The sequence below is a fragment of the Pedobacter hartonius genome (assembly GCF_900107535.1).
Classification (GTDB): domain Bacteria; phylum Bacteroidota; class Bacteroidia; order Sphingobacteriales; family Sphingobacteriaceae; genus Pedobacter; species Pedobacter hartonius.
The window spans coordinates 12,889-32,062 of sequence record NZ_FNRA01000013.1 but is presented as its reverse complement, the minus strand read 5'-3'; the positions used below and the strand labels follow the sequence as shown (position 1 = coordinate 32,062).

The following is a 19,174-nucleotide window of genomic DNA, read 5'->3' as shown; positions in this document are numbered from 1 at the left end:
CAGCCGCCGTTGGCGGATTTAGCGGCTATAAGTTCAGGAACACATTGAAGCGCTGAAAAGAGACCTGATGCGAATAAAATCACATTTCTGAAATTCCTTATTTTTTTAAACAACTTCTCTTGTTTTATCTTAAATTGCCATATGGTACAACATCAATTGTATCCATTGAAAACAGCGAATTTAAAACCCATATGAGGAACAAATTAAAAGCATTGATTTGCGTCATTATACCTGTTTTACTGGTCTTTGCCCTGAACACTAAATTTGGCAACCTCCTGCCTCTCCTCAAATTCCTCAATCCTTTTACGGGGTTCTGGCAAAATGCAGAAAGGCTCCAAACGAAAAAAAACAATTCCCTTGCACTAAAAGGGACTAATGAAGCTGTAGATATTGTTTATGATGACAGACTGATTCCCCATATTTTTGCCAAAAATGATCATGATGTATATTTTGCGCAGGGTTATGTTACTGCGATGAACCGCCTGTTCCAGATGGATTTTCAAACGCGCTATGCCGCCGGAAGAATCTCTGAGGTAGTGGGAAACAAAGCAATTGAGCTTGACAAATACCAGCGCAGGATAGGTATGGTTTACGGCGCCGAAAACTCCCTCAGGGGCATGATGGCCGATCCGAAATCGCGTGCCATGATCAATGCCTATACCGATGGTATCAATGCATATATTCACTCCCTCTCTGCTGCACAAATCCCCCTGGAATATAAACTTCTGGATTTTAAACCTGAGGACTGGACACCGTTAAAATGCGCACTGCTGCTCAAACAGATGTCCGCCACCCTGGCTATGGGCTCCACAGAATTTTACATGACCAATATCATAAAGAAATTTGGCCCTGAAGTAACGGCAGACCTGTTCCCGGATTATCCATACAGAGAAGATCCGATCATACCTGCCGGAACTTCATGGAATTTCAAGCCGCTTCCTGTTCCCTCCCCACCAGCTTCATCTCCGGAGATCAAAACCGGAAAAGTCCGCACCAATATCCTGGAAGATGGCATAGGAAGCAATAACTGGGCACTATCCGGTACAAAAACTGCCTCCGGTTATCCCATCCTTGCCAATGATCCTCATTTAAATTTAACCTTACCTTCTGTCTGGTACCAGATCCAGCTGAATGCCCCCGGCTTAAATGCCTACGGCGTATCACTGCCAGGCGCACCCGGCATCGTCATCGGTTTTAATGACCGTACCGCCTGGGGCGTAACCAACGTTGATGCAGATATCCTGGATTACTACCAGATCAAATTTAAGGACAGCTCACATCAGCAGTACTGGTACGATAGCCAATGGAAGAACACCAGTAAAAGGCTGGAAGTGATCAGGGTTCGCGGTGGCAAAAACGAAACAGACACGGTAGTCTACACCCATCATGGGCCCGTGGTATACTTTCATAAGCCGGCAAAGCCGGTAAGACTGTCAGACAATGTACCTGTAGGCACGGCACTACGCTGGATTGCACATGATGAGTCTAATGAACTGATGACTTTCTATTACCTTAACCGGGGCAAAAATTATACAGATTACAGAAAAGCATTAACCTATTATACCGCACCGGCGCAAAATTTCATCTTCGCCTCGGCAGATAATGATATTGCCATCACAGCCAACGGTAAATTCCCCTTAAAATATAAAGACCAGGGCAAATTCATCCTGGACGGCACCAGTTCCCGGGATGACTGGCAGGGATGGATTCCCGCAGCACAGAACCCCACCGTGAAAAATCCTCCAAGGAATTTTGTCAGCTCGGCCAACCAGTCGTCCACAGACCAGAGCTACCCCTATTATATCAACTGGCAGTTTGGCTCTTATGAAAGGGGAAAAAGGATCAATGACAGGCTGACTGCGATGAATAAAGCAACAGCTGACAGTATAACGGTAATGCAGACCGACAGTTACAGCATCTTTGCACAAGATATCCTGCCTGCGCTGCTCTCCAGAGTATCACCAGGGAAACTGAATGCCACCCAGAAAGAGGCCTTTGACATCCTGGGTAAATGGAACAGATCCTATACTGCAAGGGCTGTAGGGGCAAGTGTTTTTGAATTATGGACAAAACGTTTATTCTTCGATATATGGGATGATGAATTTGCCGGTAAGGGCGCTCCTATGCAATACCCCTCCAGGGACCGTACCGTTGAGCTGATCCTGAAAGATCCCGGTTCCAAATGGTTTGATAACGTCAGCACCCCTGCAAAAGAAACCCTTGACGATCTGGTGAACGAGTCCCTCAAATATGCTTGTGATAGCCTGGAAAGGAAATTTGGCCCCATAGGTAAACCATGGGAATGGGCCAACCTCAGGCAGACGCATGTACCGCACCTGCTGAATCTCCAGGGTTTCGGCTCCGGGACATTGATGACCAATGGTGGCAAGGGTACGATCAACGCACTGAGTGGAGCCAATGGCCCCTCATGGAGAATGGTTGTTGAATTGGGCAAAAGGCCCAAAGGACATGGCGTATTTCCCGGTGGACAGTCCGGCAATCCCGGAAGCCCTTTTTATGATGACATGATCAGCACCTGGGCCAGCGGCAAATTGTATGACCTCTACCTCATGTCTTCTGCCGCCGATACCAGCGGGAAGATTATTTCTCATCTGACAATCTCAAAAAAATAACACATGGTTTTTCTTGTTATACTGATCGCTTCTTTTTTACTTCAACTGGTACTGCCCTGGTGGATCATCGTTATGATATCTTTTGCAACCTGCGGCCTGATCGGAAAAACGGGTAAGGTGGCCTTATGGCACCCATTTTTAGCCATCCTTGTTTTATGGACAGCAATGGCACTGTACAAAACGCTGCCCAATCACAACCTCCTTGTAACACGTGTAGCCCAGCTGTTTGGCCTGCAGGCGTGGTGGTGGATCCTTGTGCTTTCAAGCCTGGTAGGTGGCTTTACAGCCGGCCTGAGTGGATTTTGCGGTTACCATTTCCGAAAAGCAGTGCTGGCTAATCAATCGAATACAAAACTTTAATTGTATTTTTGCAGCGTGAAAATTTCAATTCCTTCAGTCTTTTCCATTCAGTTTGAAAACGAGTTTAGCGATGCTGCCATGGCCATATTCAGGCATCAGGCCGCACACTGCGCGCCTTATCATCAGTTTATCAGCAACCTGCATATTGATCCTTCGGAGGTGAACAGCCTGGCGGATATACCCTATCTGCCCATCAGCTTTTTCAAAACCCACCGCGTGGTAAGTAATACGGACAGCGAAGAAATTATCTTCAGCAGTTCAGGCACAACCGGTCAGACCCAAAGCCGCCATTTCGTAACAGATGTCACGCTGTACGAAGAAAGTTTTAACAGGGCATTTAAACAGTTCTATGGTACAGCAGAAGACACCTGCCTGCTTGCGCTGCTTCCCTCCTATCTGGAAAGAGATGGTTCTTCACTGATCTATATGGTAGATGCTCTGCTCAAACAAAGCCGGAATCTTGAAAGTGGCTATTTCCTTCATAACCATGAAGACCTGTTCCATAAGCTTGCCCATCTGAAACAATCAGGAAAAAAAACGATCCTCATTGGCGTTACCTATGCACTGCTCGATTTTCTGGAGAGCTTTCAGCTGGATTTTCCCGAACTCATTGTGATGGAAACCGGCGGAATGAAAGGCAAGAGAAAAGAAATGGTAAGAGAGGAACTGCATGAGCTGCTTAAAAGCGGATTTGGTGTAGATGCCATTCACAGTGAATATGGAATGACGGAACTGCTTTCACAGGCGTATTCCAGCGGAAACGGTATTTTTGAGTGTCCAAACTGGATGAAAATCGTGTTAAGGGATACCAATGACCCGCTTACGCTCCTCAGCTCTCAACAGACAGGAGGAATCAACGTGATCGATCTCGCCAATATCAATTCCTGCTCGTTTATCGCTACCCAGGATCTGGGCCGCTTATTCCCGGATGGATCTTTCGAAGTATTGGGACGTTTTGATAACGCCGATATCAGGGGATGTAACCTCCTGGTACAATAGACGATGGCGTCACGCTGAATCCATCCCTTTCGCACTGAGAAACCATACGGGCTATACCAATAGTACAGCCCGCTTAACGCTATTATTCTGCAATCAGCAGGAAATAATTCTTCTTCCCTTTCTGAACGATAATATATTGGTTATCGATCAGGTTAGCAGTAGCATATAACGTTCCGATCTCAGCAACCTTTTCTTTATTGATACTCAGCCCGCCACCCTGTATGGTTTTCTTCACCTCTCCTTTTGATGGAAAAACTGCAGTTTTTTCTGCCAGTAAAGTAGCTACATCAATCCCGGTGGCAAGTTCTTCCCGGTTTACCGCAAACTGTGGTACACCTTCAAAGATCTCCAGCACATGCGCATGGCTTAAGCCTTCCAAAAACGACAGCGCGCCGTTGCCAAATAAAAATTCAGAGGTTTTTAATGCAGTTTCCAATGCAGCTTCAGAGTGGGTCCTGATCGTGATATCTGTAGCCAATGCCTTCTGAAGAATCCTCAGGTGTGGTGCTGCATCATGTTCTGCTTCCAGTTTTTCCAGTTCTTCCTTACCCATCATGGTAAAGATGCGGATCCACATTTTGGCATCAGCATCGGTGGCATTCAGCCAGAACTGGTAAAATTTGTAAGGCGAAGTTTTCTCCGGGTTAAGCCATATCGCTCCGCTCTCGGTTTTGCCGAACTTGGTGCCATCTGATTTTTTGATCAGCTGTGTGGTCATCCCATAGGCCGTTCCGCTGTCCTTTCTCCTGATCAGTTCTGTACCGGTCACAATATTTCCCCACTGGTCCGATCCGCCCATTTGTATCGTACAGTTGTAGTTTTTCCATAAATAATAGAAATCGTATCCCTGTACCAGCTGGTAGCTGAATTCGGTGAACGACATTCCCGTATCTCCTTCCAAACGTTTTTTTACGCTGTCTTTGGCCATCATGTAATTTACAGTGATGTGTTTTCCCACGTCCCTGATAAAATCCAGAAAGCTGAAATTCTTAAACCAGTCTGCATTGTTCACCATCACCGCACCATTGCCTTCATCACTAAAGATCAGGAATTGTTTCAGCTGCTTTTTTATTCCTTCCAGGTTGGCGGCCAGGGTTTCTTCATTGAGCAGGTTCCTCTCGGCCGACTTACCCGAGGGGTCACCCACCATGCCCGTTGCCCCGCCAACCAGCGCAAAAGGCTTATGGCCGGCATGCTGAAAGTGAATGAGCGTCATGATCTGAGTAAGGTGACCAACATGTAAAGAATCTGCTGTAGGATCAAAGCCAATATATCCCGAGCACATGCCTTCATTTAATTTATCTTCCGCATTGGGCATGATATCATGTAACATGCCTCTCCATCTTAATTCGTCAACAAAATTGGTCATTCTTCTATACTTTTTGGCAAAGATAAGAAAAGCCTTGTTAAAAAATTTCTACTTTTAAAGCGATGAACTTCCTTTCACATTTTTATTTTGAGCGCGAAAACATTAACGATTACATCGTAATGGGCGTAGTGTTGCCCGATCTGATTAAAAATGCAGACAAGAGCTGGAACCTCAACCCCCAGAAAGATGAATACCTGTACCGCGATGTGCCTGAATACGATGCCCTGCTTACCGGCTGGAAAAGGCATCTTGAAGTAGACAGGCTGTTTCACTCTTCCGAATTCTTCAGGACACAAACGGCCATTCTTAAAAAGATGATCCTGCCCGCGGTAGAAACGGGCCCTGTAAAGGCCTTTTTTCTTGCCCATATCGGGTTGGAGCTGATCCTTGACCATTTACTGCTCACCCGGAACATCGTCGATACAGATAGTTTTTACCGGCAGCTGCAGTCTGCACATTCTGAATCGCTGAACGGGTTCCTGCGACTTGCACGGCTGCCCGATCAGCACCTGTTTGACAAGTTCCTGAACGATTTTATTTCCAGCCGCTACCTTTTCAGTTATGAAAAGATCGAAAATATCACGTATTCGCTCAACCGGATCTGTATGCGCTTATGGGCAGACCCTTTCACCCAGGCACAGCTGGATATCCTTACCCTGAAGCTGGAGGAATTTAAGCAGCAGCTGGAATACAACTTTCTGCTGATCTTTGACGAAATTGGGGCCGAACTGAATAAATAAATCACAAAAAATCCTATTCCTTTTTTACCTTCGCCTTATGTCACAATCTTCTGTTCAGGACACCATGGATGCACTGGTTAAGGAACTTAACCAGCATAGCTATAATTATTATGTTTTGGCGATGCCTACCATCGCCGATTATGAGTTTGATAAAAAACTGGAAGAACTCAGCCGGCTGGAAAAAGAGCACCCCGGGTTTGCAGACCCGGATTCGCCCACGCTGAAAGTTGGGGGCGATATCACCAAAAACTTCGTCACCGTAAAACACAGATGGCCAATGCTCTCTTTAGGCAATACGTATAATGAGCAGGACCTGCGTGATTTTGACGAGCGCATCAAAAAAGCCATTGGCGATAACTTCGAATACGTATGCGAACTGAAGTTCGATGGCCTCTCCATCAGCTTAAGCTACCAGGACAACCAGCTGTTAAGGGCTGTTACACGCGGAGACGGTACCAAAGGAGACGAGGTAACATCGAATGTAAAGACAATCAGCAATATCCCCCACCACCTGAAGAAGGCAGACACCCCACCTTTGTTTGAAGTGCGCGGAGAAATATTTATGCACAGGGCGGCTTTTGAAAGGCTGAACAGGGAAAGAGAAGAGCTCGGAGATATTCCGTATGCCAACCCGCGTAATTTTGCGTCAGGCACGATCAAAATGCAGGACCCGAAGGAAGTATCCAAAAGGCCGCTGGACGCTTTTTTTTATTCGTTAAATACCGAAAAAGAACACTATAAAACACACTGGGAAAGCCTGCAGGCCCTCAAAACATGGGGCTTCCATGTGTCTGAACATACCAGGTTAAGTGGCAGCATTGAAGAAGTACTGGAATTTATCCATCACTGGGAGAAAGAGCGCTTTAAGCTGACCTATGATATTGACGGCATCGTGATCAAGGTGAACAGCTTTACGCAGCAGCAGGAGCTTGGCTTCACTGCAAAATCACCAAGATGGGCCATCTCCTATAAATATAAGGCCGAAGAAGTGGAAACGCTGCTTGAAAGGGTGAGTTACCAGGTAGGGAGAACAGGTGCGGTCACTCCGGTAGCTAACCTGAAACCTGTGCTGCTGGCCGGGACTACGGTCAAGCGGGCAACGCTGCATAATGCCAATGAGATTGAACGGCTTGACCTCCACTTTGGGGACAGTGTTTTTGTGGAAAAGGGCGGAGAGATCATTCCCAAGATCATGAACGTGAACCTTGAAAAACGAAAGCCCGGTGCAGAAAAGGTAATTTACCCGCTGAACTGTCCGGAATGTGGCACATTGCTGATCCGCAAAGAGGGAGAAGTAGCCTTCTACTGCCCTAATGACGAGGCTTGTCCGCCGCAGATCGTAGGTAAGATCCAGCATTTTATCTCCCGCAAGGCAATGAACATTGACGGCCTGGGAGATGAAACCATTGAGTCTTTTTACCAGAAAGGCCTGGTTAACCATATCAGTGACCTGTATGTGCTGAAAGACAAAGCTGAATCACTCAAGACCATCGAAAGGTTCGGAGAGCGCTCTATAGAAAATATGCTGAAAGGTATAGAGCTGTCTAAACAAATGCCATTTGAAAAGGTGCTTTTCGGTCTGGGAATACGCTATGTTGGAGAAACCGTAGCAAGGAAACTGGCTTTGGGCACAAGAAATATAGACAATTTAGCTGCTGCTTCGCTGGAAGAGCTGACTGCCATAGATGAAATCGGGGAGCGGATTGCGGAAAGTATTATTGAATACTTTGGAAACCCGGCACATATGGAACAAATTAACCTGCTGAAATCCCATGGTTTACAGTTTGAAGTGGTAAACACAGTGATTACATTGGAAAGTAACAAATTAACTGGAAAAACATTCGTAATTTCGGGGGTTTTTGAAAATCACAGCAGGGAAGAACTGAAAGAAATGATTGAAAACAACGGCGGAAAAATATTGAGCAGCATTTCTGCAAAGCTGAACTATCTCCTTGCCGGCGATAATATGGGCCCGTCTAAATTAGAGAAAGCCCAAAAACTAAATGTTCCTTTGATCTCGGAGGAAGATTTAATAGAGCTATTGAAGTAAAAAAAGTTAAAAAAATGAACAGATTTCATGGAACGGGTGTAGCGCTGGTTACACCATTTAATGCAGATGGATCGGTAGATTACGACGGTTTAAAAAAACTGATCAACTACCAGATCGACGGAAAGGTAGAATACCTGGTATCGTTGGGTACCACAGGAGAGTCGGCAACACTCAATAAGGACGAAAAGAAGAAGATCTGGGCGTACACAGCAGAAATAAACAACGGAAGATTACCTCTCGTTGCAGGTATTGGCGGGAACTATACTGCGGAAGTGGTAGAAGCGATCAGAGAATTTGACAAAAATGGCTATGATGCGATCCTGTCTGCAAGTCCATACTATAATAAACCTACCCAGGAAGGGATATATCAGCACTATAAGGCTATCAGTGAAGCAACTGACCTGTCTGTATTTTTATATAATGTACCTGGCCGTACAGCCAGTAATGTAAGTGCAGAAACAACATGCAGACTGGCAACGGACTTCAAAAATATTATAGGTACCAAGGAGGCATCGGGCAATTTTGACCAATTCAACCAGATCATGAGGGATAAGCCAGCAGATTTCATGCTGATCTCCGGTGATGATCCGGTAACATTGCCAATGATCGCCCTTGGTGCTGTGGGCTTAATTTCCGTATCAGGCAATGCTTTACCGCTGGAAACTTCCGAGATGGTGAGGGCATGTCTCAGAGGCGATTTTAAAGCCGCTCAGCCGCTTCACCAGCAGTTAATTGAATTCACACGCCTGATGTTTGTTGAAGGCAATCCTGCGGGCGTAAAGGCCGCTTTAAAGCATTTTGGCGTTTGCGGTGATGCGGTGCGACTGCCATTGGTAGCTGCTTCAGCGGGGCTGACACAGGATATCGTTTCCCAGATTAACAAAATCAGGAAATAAAAAAAGCGCCCCGTTTATACCGGGGCGCTGATCATAAATAACTAAGAAATTGGTTAAGCTTCTTTGTTTTTTGCTTCCTGGATCTCTAAACGAATAGCCTGGGCTATGTTTTTAAGATCCTGCATTCCTTTCCGTACACGTGTACCGGCAGCATTGTTAGTCTTGTTGTAAAACTTGTCTGCGTCTGCTTCCAATGAAGTCACGAGTTTTTTTAAGTCATCAAATTTTTTCATTCTAATTACCTTTTGGTTTATATTTTAGGTTTGATTAATACTTAATTACTAATGTAAGCGGATTATTCTAATAAATGAAAATTTAATTTAAGAAAAAAAAACCGTGAAACCGCCTTTTTTTCCACAAAAAGACGGGTTATTAACAAATTTCGTGCAAAATCAAACCCATAGAACTGGTAATTAAGCAGATAAAAAACAAGCAAAATGAAAAATGCCCTTTAAATCACTTTAAAGGGCATTTTTATGAATTAGATTTTGGCTATTGGGCGCTAAACTTATTATCATTATAATGGCCCCTATTTAATTTATCAGCAATTTCACTAAATGCCTCGAGTGTGCGCTGCACGTCCTCAAGGGTGTGCATAGCGGTTGGGATCAGGCGCAGTTCAATCAGGCCTTTCGGGATTACAGGATAGATCACTATGGAGCAGAAAATTCCATAATTTTCACGAAGATCAAGTGTAAGGGCAGTGGCTTGCTGCAGTTCACCTTTCAAAAATACAGGAGTTACCATAGTATCAGTAATTCCCAGGTCAAAACCACGGTCACGCAGTCCCTTTTGCAAAGTAGTGGCAATATTCCAGAGACGTTCTCTCAGTTCAGGATTGTTTTTAAGCAGCTCCAGCCGTTTCAGCAAGCCAATTACCATTGGCATAGGCAAAGCCTTTGCAAAGGTCTGTGAACGCATGTTATAGCGCAGGAAATTAGTAATTTCTTCAGTAGAGGCAACAAAAGCGCCAATTCCGGCCATAGATTTCGCAAATGTCGCAAAATAGATGTCAACACCATCAATGCTGTCCTGCTCTTCATGGGTTCCGGCACCGGTTTTACCCATGGTACCAAACCCGTGTGCATCATCAATCAGCAGGCGGAAGTTAAAATCTTTTTTCAGTTCAATGATATCCCTGATCTTGCCCTGTGCACCGGACATTCCAAAAACGCCTTCAGTAATCACCAGGATACCTCCACCGGTTGTTTCAACCAACTTTGTAGCACGTTCAAGCTGCTTGCGGGCACTTTCAATATCATTATGTTTATATACAAAACGTTTACCTACATGAAGGCGCAGGCCATCAATGATACACGCATGGCATTCGCCGTCATATACAATAACATCATTTCTGTCAACAAGGCAATCGATAATCGATAACATACCCTGGTAACCAAAATTAAGCAGGAACGCATCCGGTTTGCCCACAAAAGCCGCCAGTTCACTTTCCAGCTGCTCATGGTACTTGGAGTTTCCGGACATCATGCGGGCTCCCATTGGATAAGCCATTCCGAAATCAGCCGCGCCTTTCTGGTCGGCTTCTCTCACCTCCGGGTGATTAGCTAAACCCAGATAGTTGTTTAAACTCCAAACCAAATGCTCTTTACCCCGAAAATTCATATGCGGTGCAATTTCTCCTTCTAATTTAGGAAAGGAAAAATATCCATGTGACCATTTTTGGTGTTGCCCAAGAGGCCCCATATGTTTTGCTATCTTTTCAAAAATATCCAATGTTACTGTATTTAAGTTTTCTTATTTGGTGCAAATTTAAGCTTTCTGCGGCTGATAAACAAGGTTGACGAAATACGTCTTCATTGAACGCGGCGCAGCAATGAATAGTATGCAAAAAAAGCCCTAACAATATTACTGTTAAGGCTTTCTGTTAAAATTTAGAAATGGTTAATCAACATTATCGTGAAGGAATGAATTATTAGGCCTGATTTCAGTGCCTCCGTCTTCATCATTACTTAAGGTAAATCTTGACACCTGTGATTCAGAAGAGTGCTGTACTTGCTGCAGCTGCATTTGTTTGCGTTTATAGGCGGGCTCATTTTCCATCTCCTGTAAACCATTCGTAGTGCGCAGTTTCATGCTCAGGTCTTTCAGCCTCATGATCCTTTCTTTAGACTTTTGTAACTGGTCTGCTATAGACTCATCGCTCTTATCGTCATCCAGTCCGGGTTCAGCTACTTCTTCCTGTTGCTGCTGTGCAACAGGCTCCGCATAATTCGTCTTAGGGCTTTCAAAAACAAAATCAGTTTCCGAAACTTTCAATTCAAAATCAATAGCAGACTCCTGTTTGGCATCAGCGGCAGGAGTTTCTTCCTCTACAAGCGTATGCCTGATCAGTCCGTTGTCAGGCTCTTCAGTTTGTCTTCCCCTGTTCCCGTTGTACATGTCACCAAAAAGATCAGACTGTTTAATGTCTTCCCTCAGTTTCATGGTAGGTTCATTGGAAAGAGCAGCCGTTTTAGGTTCCATAAAAGAATTCACCGGCTCCAGTGGTTTTACCAGTGGTGCTTCTTCAGGAGTCAGCAAAGAGATTTTCTTTACATTCTTTTTGTCCTGCGCGCGTTGTTCGGTTGTCTGAAAACCGGTAGCAATAATGGTCACCGACAATTTATCACCCAGGTTTTCATCAATACAGTTACCCCAGATCAGATCTGCTGATAAACCAGCTTTGTCCTGGATATAATCCGTAATGATCGCTACCTCATCCATCGTTACTTCACGTAAACCAGAACTGATGTTCAGCAATATATATCTTGCACCTTCAATTTCGTTATCTTTTAATAGTGGAGAAGCCAGAGCGCCTTCAACAGCGTTCAATGCCCTGTTCTCGCCCTCACAGGCAAAGCTGCCCATGATGGATACACCACTGTCTTTCATAACCGTACGCACATCCTTAAAATCCACGTTGATATAACCCGGAACAGTAATGATCTCCGCAATTCCTTTGGCAGCCGTCGTTAAGATGTCGTCAGCCTGCGCAAAAGCAGAGCCCAGCGTAAGGTTACCGAAGATCTCACGTAACCTGTCATTAGAGATCACCAGGTATGAATCCACGTATTTCTTGAGTTCATCCAATCCGTCTTCAGCCTGCATCTTACGGCGCTTGCCTTCAAATGAAAATGGCGTAGTAATGATCGCAACAGTCAGGATATCAAGCTCCTTCGCTGCCTGGGCAATGATCGGACTGGCACCTGTACCGGTTCCACCGCCCATACCCGCAGTGATGAACAACATCTTTGTCGTACTGCCCAACATGCTTTTGATATCGTCTATATTTTCTATAGCCGAATTTTTTCCAACTTCGGGAATTGAGCCTGCGCCCATCCCTTCGGTTAAACTTGCACCTAGCTGTACTTTATTGGGTATAGGACTGAACTCCAATGCCTGAGCATCGGTGTTACAAATTATAAAGTCCACACCTGCAATTCCCTGACGGTACATATGGTTAACCGCATTACCACCACCGCCACCAACACCAATTACCTTGATGATTGATGACTTATCTTTTAACATTTCAAAATACATATATTTATGAATCAGTTACTTAAAAATTGGTTCTACCTGTTCATCTCTCAACGTAATATTAACACTTTTTCAACACTAGTTTTCCACAACTGTGTATAATGTGGAAAAGTTGTGTTTTGTTGATAAATATTACGGTTTTATATAATCCTCATCGCTTACGTTCATGTCGTCTTTAATGAAGTCTTTAGTTTTCGCTAACAACTTATCAAATAATCCACCGCCGCTGCGCTTCACCTTATCTTTTGCAGCTACCGGTTTTTCTACATAAACACCAGGCTGTTTAAGTTCCTCAATCAGCTCTTCAGCCTTTTGAATCCCTTTGATCAGCAATCCTACACTTGTTGCATACATCGGGCTTTTCAGATCATCATAGATGGTCTTAGGCATATCCTCGTATTTGGACAAATGCTCATTCGGATAACCCACGCGGCAATCTAAACCTGTTACGTATTCAACCAGCTGGGAAAGATGTTTTAATAATGCTCCCCCACCAGTAATCACTACACCACCGATCAGTTTTTTCTCATACCCTGAAGATTTGATCTCATAATAAACATGCTCTATGATCTCTTCCATACGGGCCTGGATGACATAAGCTAGGTTCTTTACAGATATCTCTTTTGGTTCTCTGCCCCTTAAACCGGGTACGCAGATAATTTCATTCTCCTTGTTTTCTTCTGCCAGTGCAGATCCGAAACGTGTTTTCAGCAGTTCTGCCTGGTTTCTCATCACAGAACAACCTTCACGGATATCCTCAGTTACGCTGTTTCCACCAAATGGGATCACAGCCGTATGGCGGATAATTCCCTCATGGAAAATAGCAATATCCGTGGTACCACCACCAATATCCACCAAAGCGATACCTGCTTCTTTTTCCTCTTCACTTAACACAGATTCAGAAGATGCCAGCGGCTCCAGTATCAGTTCCTGAGTCTGCAAACCGGCATTGCTTACACATCTCATGATATTTTTCACCGCAGTAACCTGTCCGGAGATGATATGGAAATTCGCTTCCAAACGAACCCCTGCCATTCCGATCGGGTCTTTCACTCCCGGCTCATTGTCAACAGTAAACTCCTGTGGCAGTACATGAATGATCTCTTCTCCCGGGGGCATAACCAGTTTGAACATATCGTCAATTAACTTATCCAGATCTTTCTTGCTGATCTCATTATTCAACTCTCTCCTTGTCAGGATTCCACGGTGCTGCAAACTCTTGATATGCTGTCCTGCGATGCCAACATTCACTACACGTACCTCCACATTAGACTGGCCGCTTGCCAGCTCAACAGCTTGTGAAATACCCTGTACAGTTTTTTGTATATTCGAAACCACCCCACGGGTTACTCCCGCAGATTCCGCTTTGCCTATACCCAAAACCTCAACTTTCCCATGCTGTGTTCTGCGACCAACTATCACACAGATTTTAGTGGTACCGATATCTAATCCCACTACTATCGGAGATTGAACGGTAGTTTTCTCTTTGCCCATAACTATATCTATTTGTCGAATTATATACTATACTATTTGTCCTTTTTGGTTTCCTTATTATCTTTCGGCTTTACCCCTTTCGGCACCGGTTTAATCCATCTGATCTCAGGCATTGCCGGTGTATGTGCCTTTTTCTCTGCTTTTACTGCAGACTGTACTGTCTTCTTTACTTCAGTCTTTGTCTCTCCGGCCTTTTTTGCCTCCGGCTTAACCGTTTTTTTTTCTTCGGGCTTAATCACCTTTTTCTCCTCAGGTTTCCAGGTTTTCATTTCCTCTGGTTTTGCTGCCTTTTTCTCCTCCGGTTTTGCTACCTTTTTCTCTTCGGGCTTAACTATCTTCTTCTCTGCGGCCGGAACTGTTTTCTTTACAGCCACTGGCTTGGAAGTAACTTTCACCACCGCTTTTGCCGGGCTTTTCACTTCAGGCTTGTCTGCCTTTTTCAACTCTGGTTGATGCACAGGTTTCACTTCCGGAACAATAACGTTCTCCGGCTGGCTGGTCATTATAGAATTTTCATCAGGGTTATTTTTAAGTTCCGATGCTATTTCAGCTTTCACAAGAGAATCCATTACCTTTTTGGCTGTAGCCATAGTAGGTTTGAATGCCTTTGCGGCCCCGGTAAAACGGTGCAGCGAATCGGGGTTTCTTTCACAAACGATCTGATTAGAATATTTGACATTAATAGTTCTATAGGTATCCCAGCCCATCTGCGGCATGGCTTTTTTATAGAAGGCAAGCAGGTTCGTCATCTTCGTTTCCAGTGAATCTGCCGTGCCCAGAATGATCCGCTGATCGCCCACCCTTGGCACCAGCTCAATATCATCCTTATCATTAACAAATATCTGTTCAATTTGTGCGTCCCAAAGTGTATCTTTTTTCAAAAATAATGCCGTTTTATATAAATCTTCCGCCATCCTGGTGATCAGGGTATCTACCTTCCCGCTGAAGTGCTCCAGAATATGTCCGTTTGCCACCAGCACGTTTGCGGTAAAGTTTGGCGAAACCGGCATTTTCAATCCGTTGCGGTCAATATAATAATCCTGTCCCCCGGCATTAATGATTCGCAGAAGTGGCTGACGCTGACTGATTTCTATGTGGATCACTCCGTCCATATCGGCATAAACAGTAGACAATGCGATGTATGGGTTGGCCTTGATTTTCTGCTCTATTGCATTCAGATTGATACCTTCCAGGCTACGCCCGATCAGCTGTCCTTCACTCTGTTTTAATATGGCATCAATTTCTTCTCTTTCAATAAAATTATCTGCTCCGGGAATAAGAATCTTTATATTGGTACAGTGGACCGTATGTTTTTTTACCTCAATAAAGCTCATTAAGGTCACTATTCCGCCCAGGCATACTATCCAGGCAAAATAGCTAAAAACCGATTTCCAGTTGACCCTCTTAAGCATGGGTTAAAATATTTTTTAAAGGTTGAATTAAAGTATCTATATCTCCTGCCCCTACGGTCAGCAGTAACTCAGGCTGCTCTTCTTTCACCGTCAGCAGCGCTTTCTCTTTTGTATAAATACTGCTTTCCTGCAGTGTGATCTTTTTCAGCAGCCATACTGCATCAATCCCTTCCATAGGCAGTTCACGGGCCGGGTAAATATCCAGCAGCAGCAATTCATCAACAGTGCTCAGCACTCTGGCAAATTCATCCGCAAAATCACGTGTACGGCTAAACAGATGCGGCTGAAAAATCACGGTAAGCTTTTTCTCAGGATACAGTTGCCGCACTGCATGAAAACAAGCCCGCAGTTCTTCAGGGTGATGAGCATAATCATCTATGTATATATGTTTGTCCGCGCGGACAATATATTCAAAACGTCTTTTCACCCCTTTAAAACTTGCCACAGCAGCTTTCACTTTTTCAGGTGTGATGCCCAGTTTTAGTGCCGCTGCAATAGCAACCGTAGTATTTTCTACATTGTGCTGTCCGGGCAGCATCGACTTTATGCCGCGGATATCCGTCTCAGGATCTTTATAATCAAAAACAAAAACTCCGTTTTCAACGCGTATATTCCGCGCCTCCACAGCAGATCCTATACCTGCACTATAGGTGATTGCATTACTTACAGGCAATCCCTCTTTTACAAAGAGAACACCTCCTGCTTTCAGTTGCCCTGCAAACAGGTGAAACGATTCATGCAGCTGTGCGGCATCTCCGTAAATATCAAGGTGATCTGCATCCATAGACGTGATCACGGCGATATCAGGATGTAACGTTAAAAAAGAACGGTCGTATTCATCCGCTTCCACTACCACCACATCATTGTTCCCGATCAGAAAATTACTGCCGTAATTCGTCGCTATCCCTCCCAAAAAGGCTGTACAACCATATCCGCTATCGGTTAAGATATGCGCAATGATCGTAGAAGTGGTAGTTTTACCATGGGTACCTGCTACAGCAATGCAAAACTGGCCTTTGCTGATGATGCCCAATACCTGGGAGCGCTTCTGAAGGTCAAATCCGTTATCCCTGAAATAATTCAGCAGTACCGAATCTTTAGGAATGGCAGGCGTATAAACGATCAGTGTTTCCTCATTTTTTTGCAGGTATTCTTCATTTAATGAATTCATCTGATCGGTATAAGTAATCAAGATGCCCTCCTCTTCCAAAGCTGTGGTTAAAATAGTGCGGGTTTTATCATATCCGCTTACCTGGCAACCGCGTTTTTTAAAATAACGCGCAAGCGCACTCATCCCGATGCCACCGACACCAACAAAATAAACGCGTTTGATCAATTCCAGTTCCATTTTTATACTCCTCCTTTTCCTGCTAATCTGAATACTTCGGCAGCGATCAGTTCATCGGCATTTGGCAACGCCATTTTCCCGATATTTTCTGACAGCAGTTCGCAACGTGCCTCATCCTTCAACAGTTCCAATGCCTCTTTAACCAGTGTATCTTCAGCAGCGCGATCATTGATCAGCATTGCTGCATTGTTCTTTACCAGCGCCATCGCGTTCTTAGTCTGGTGGTCTTCAGCCACATTCGGCGAAGGCACCAGAATCACAGGTTTTCTGATCAGGCAAAGCTCGGCGATTGTACCGGCACCTGCCCTTGAAATGATCACATCAGCTGCAGCATAAGCCAGGTCCATCTGGTTCAAAAATTCCAGTACCCGGACATTCGGGTGGAAGTTCGGGCCGATGCGCTCCATGATCCCTGTATAATAATATTTACCTGTCTGCCAGATCAGCTGAACATCCTGTTCAATAAAATCCTGCAAATGTTTCTCTATGCTTTTATTCAATGTCCCTGCACCGAGGCTGCCACCGGTAACCAGCACGATCTTCTTCAGCGGGTCCAGTTTCAGCAGCTCTGAACCACGGAAATGTTTATTCAGAATATCCACCACGTCCTTACGAACAGGATTTCCTGTCTTTAATATCTTGCCGGCAGGAAAAAACACATCCATTCCGTCAAAGGCCACGCAGATTTTAGCTGCGTTTTTACCCAGTCTTTTGTTGGTTATACCTGCGTAAGAGTTTTGCTCCTGTATCAGGTAAGGCACTTTTTTCCAGGAAGCGGCAAATAAAACTGGTCCTGAAGCATATCCGCCCACGCCTACCACCACGTCAGGTTTAAAGTCGGTAATCAATTTCAATGCCTTCTGCATGCTGTCCACCAGCTTAAAGGGCAACGCCAGGTTTTTCAGTATAGACCCGCGCTGGATACCACTGATATTCAGCCCTGCGATCTTGTATCCGGCTGCAGGAACTTTTTCCATCTCCATCCTGCCGGCTGCACCTACAAATAATATTTCACAGCCGGGTTCGGCACGCCTTAGCGCATTTGCTATAGCGATGGCCGGGAAAATATGCCCGCCGGTACCTCCACCTGAAATAATTATCCGTGTTGCTCTCATTTCTTTGTCTTTATGCAATAGCAGGTAATTCCCCTACAATTACTTTATTTGTATTGCTCCCGCTTTTATTAACGCCGTCAGCCGGCAGTTTCTTACCATTTTCTTCTACATCGCGGCTCACGCTCAGTATAATTCCAAAAGCAATACTGGTGAAGATCATTGACGTACCGCCCATACTTACTAAAGGCAGGGGAACACCTGTAACCGGCCCTAATCCTACCGCAACTGCCATATTTGCAAATGCCTGTATGGTGAGGCTAAAACTTAATCCTGCAGCGAGCAGTGCCCCAAAGGCCTTGGGACTCTGGGTAACGATCCTTACGCACCTGTACAATAAGATCAGGTATAACAGAATGATGATCATGGCTCCCAGAATGCCGTACTCCTCTACAATGATGGCAAATATAAAATCTGAATAAGGGTGGGGAAGAAAGTTACGCTGCGTACTGTTCCCTGGTCCTTTACCAAAAAAACCTCCCGTTGCCAGGGCTATCTTCGCCTGGTCGGCCTGGAATGTCTTATCCGAATGCTGCAGCTCAGGATGCATAAATGAGTTGATCCTTGATTTGTACGTCTCCCTCCTCGGGCCGAGGAAAAACACGAACATCAGCAGTACAAAGCCACCTGCACATACAATGAGTATCTGTTTGATACTGATCCGGCCGATGATCAGCAGTAAAATACTTACGCCAAAAAGCATCAGTGCCGTAGACAGGTTTGCCAGGGCAATCAGCACAAATACCACACAAACAGAACCCATGATTGGTATAAAGGAAGTTTTAACGTCCTTGATGTTTTCCTGCTTTTTCGTGAGCATCCGGGCCAGAAACGTAATTAAAGCCAGTTTTGCTAAATCTGATGTTTGAAAGGTCAGCCCGATGATAGGGATTTTCACCCATCTGGAGGCATCGTTCAGACTGGCACCGAAGATCAGCGTATAAAACAGCAGCGGGATGGTGATGATCATTAAGATCTTTGATATACCTGCGTAATATTTATAATCCAGTAAATGGGCGATATAGATCATACCGATCCCCATCACCACAAAGATCAGGTGTTTGGTCAGCAATAGTTTTTCCACGGTCTTGCCCTGTTTAAATGCCAGCGTTCCGGTGGCACTATACACAGCCAGAATGGAAATCAGAGAAAGCAGGATAATGATCAGCCATATCCAGCGGTCTCCTTTCGTCTTCTCTAAAAGCAACTGTATCGCACTCATTT

15 protein-coding genes are annotated in these 19,174 nt (G+C 44.8%); 6 read left to right on the top strand and 9 right to left on the bottom strand.

The window, feature by feature from the left end; translation table 11 throughout:
- The first annotated feature begins 191 nt into the window (after positions 1-191).
- From BLW16_RS19275 to BLW16_RS19265, 3 genes are read left to right on the top strand one after another with little or no spacing between them, the layout of a single operon-like run.
- A complete protein-coding gene (locus tag BLW16_RS19275) occupies positions 192-2,633 on the top strand; it encodes a penicillin acylase family protein (protein WP_090559629.1) in 2,442 nt (813 codons plus the stop codon).
- A 3-nt stretch (positions 2,634-2,636) separates the two neighbouring features.
- The gene (locus BLW16_RS19270; protein WP_090559511.1) at positions 2,637-2,993 is read left to right on the top strand and encodes a hypothetical protein; all 357 of its coding nucleotides are present in this window, start codon (positions 2,637-2,639) and stop codon (positions 2,991-2,993) included.
- 15 nt (positions 2,994-3,008) lie between these two features.
- On the top strand, positions 3,009-3,992 hold the full coding sequence (locus BLW16_RS19265; protein ID WP_394332040.1) for a LuxE/PaaK family acyltransferase: 984 nt from the start codon (positions 3,009-3,011) through the stop codon (positions 3,990-3,992).
- A gap of 82 nt (positions 3,993-4,074) precedes the next feature.
- Here the strand turns inward: BLW16_RS19265 and tyrS are convergent, their stop codons facing one another.
- Positions 4,075-5,361, bottom strand: a complete 1,287-nt coding sequence (gene tyrS / locus BLW16_RS19260; protein WP_090559510.1) for a tyrosine--tRNA ligase — start codon at positions 5,359-5,361, stop codon at positions 4,075-4,077.
- 62 nt (positions 5,362-5,423) lie between these two features.
- Here tyrS and BLW16_RS19255 point away from each other — a divergent pair, with 62 nt between their 5' ends.
- The 3 genes from BLW16_RS19255 to dapA are packed head-to-tail and all read left to right on the top strand — an operon-like array spanning position 5,424 to position 9,047.
- The gene (locus BLW16_RS19255; RefSeq protein ID WP_090559509.1) at positions 5,424-6,101 is read left to right on the top strand and encodes an ACP phosphodiesterase; all 678 of its coding nucleotides are present in this window, start codon (positions 5,424-5,426) and stop codon (positions 6,099-6,101) included.
- Positions 6,102-6,138: 37 nt separating this feature from the next.
- Positions 6,139-8,151, top strand: a complete 2,013-nt coding sequence (ligA, locus tag BLW16_RS19250; protein ID WP_090559508.1) for an NAD-dependent DNA ligase LigA — start codon at positions 6,139-6,141, stop codon at positions 8,149-8,151.
- Between the two features lie 14 nt (positions 8,152-8,165).
- Entirely contained in the window at positions 8,166-9,047 is an 882-nt protein-coding gene (gene dapA, locus BLW16_RS19245; protein WP_090559507.1) for a 4-hydroxy-tetrahydrodipicolinate synthase, read from the top strand.
- Positions 9,048-9,100: 53 nt separating this feature from the next.
- On the opposite strand, the gene BLW16_RS19240 is transcribed toward dapA, so the two are convergent.
- The 8 genes from BLW16_RS19240 to BLW16_RS19205 all read right to left on the bottom strand — a co-directional run bounded on the left by BLW16_RS19240 (position 9,101) and on the right by BLW16_RS19205 (position 19,172).
- Positions 9,101-9,280, bottom strand: a complete 180-nt coding sequence (locus BLW16_RS19240; protein ID WP_090559506.1) for a histone H1 — start codon at positions 9,278-9,280, stop codon at positions 9,101-9,103.
- 259 nt (positions 9,281-9,539) lie between these two features.
- Positions 9,540-10,781, bottom strand: coding sequence for an aminotransferase class I/II-fold pyridoxal phosphate-dependent enzyme (locus tag BLW16_RS19235; RefSeq protein WP_090559505.1), 1,242 nt, complete (start codon positions 10,779-10,781; stop codon positions 9,540-9,542).
- A gap of 168 nt (positions 10,782-10,949) precedes the next feature.
- Positions 10,950-12,587, bottom strand: coding sequence for a cell division protein FtsZ (gene ftsZ / locus BLW16_RS19230; RefSeq protein ID WP_090559504.1), 1,638 nt, complete (start codon positions 12,585-12,587; stop codon positions 10,950-10,952).
- A 129-nt stretch (positions 12,588-12,716) separates the two neighbouring features.
- A complete protein-coding gene (gene ftsA / locus BLW16_RS19225; RefSeq protein ID WP_090559503.1) occupies positions 12,717-14,078 on the bottom strand; it encodes a cell division protein FtsA in 1,362 nt (453 codons plus the stop codon).
- Between the two features lie 32 nt (positions 14,079-14,110).
- The gene (locus BLW16_RS23775; protein ID WP_245735390.1) at positions 14,111-15,490 is read right to left on the bottom strand and encodes a cell division protein FtsQ; all 1,380 of its coding nucleotides are present in this window, start codon (positions 15,488-15,490) and stop codon (positions 14,111-14,113) included.
- Positions 15,483-16,838 (bottom strand): UDP-N-acetylmuramate--L-alanine ligase, encoded by a 1,356-nt coding sequence (murC, locus tag BLW16_RS19215; protein ID WP_090559502.1) that lies wholly within the window; start codon positions 16,836-16,838, stop codon positions 15,483-15,485. Before murC ends, BLW16_RS23775 begins: the two co-directional genes overlap by 8 nt.
- A gap of 2 nt (positions 16,839-16,840) precedes the next feature.
- Entirely contained in the window at positions 16,841-17,953 is a 1,113-nt protein-coding gene (gene murG, locus BLW16_RS19210) for an undecaprenyldiphospho-muramoylpentapeptide beta-N-acetylglucosaminyltransferase (RefSeq protein WP_090559627.1), read from the bottom strand.
- A 10-nt stretch (positions 17,954-17,963) separates the two neighbouring features.
- A complete protein-coding gene (locus BLW16_RS19205) occupies positions 17,964-19,172 on the bottom strand; it encodes an FtsW/RodA/SpoVE family cell cycle protein (RefSeq protein WP_175470648.1) in 1,209 nt (402 codons plus the stop codon).
- Between the last annotated feature and the right edge of the window lie 2 nt (positions 19,173-19,174).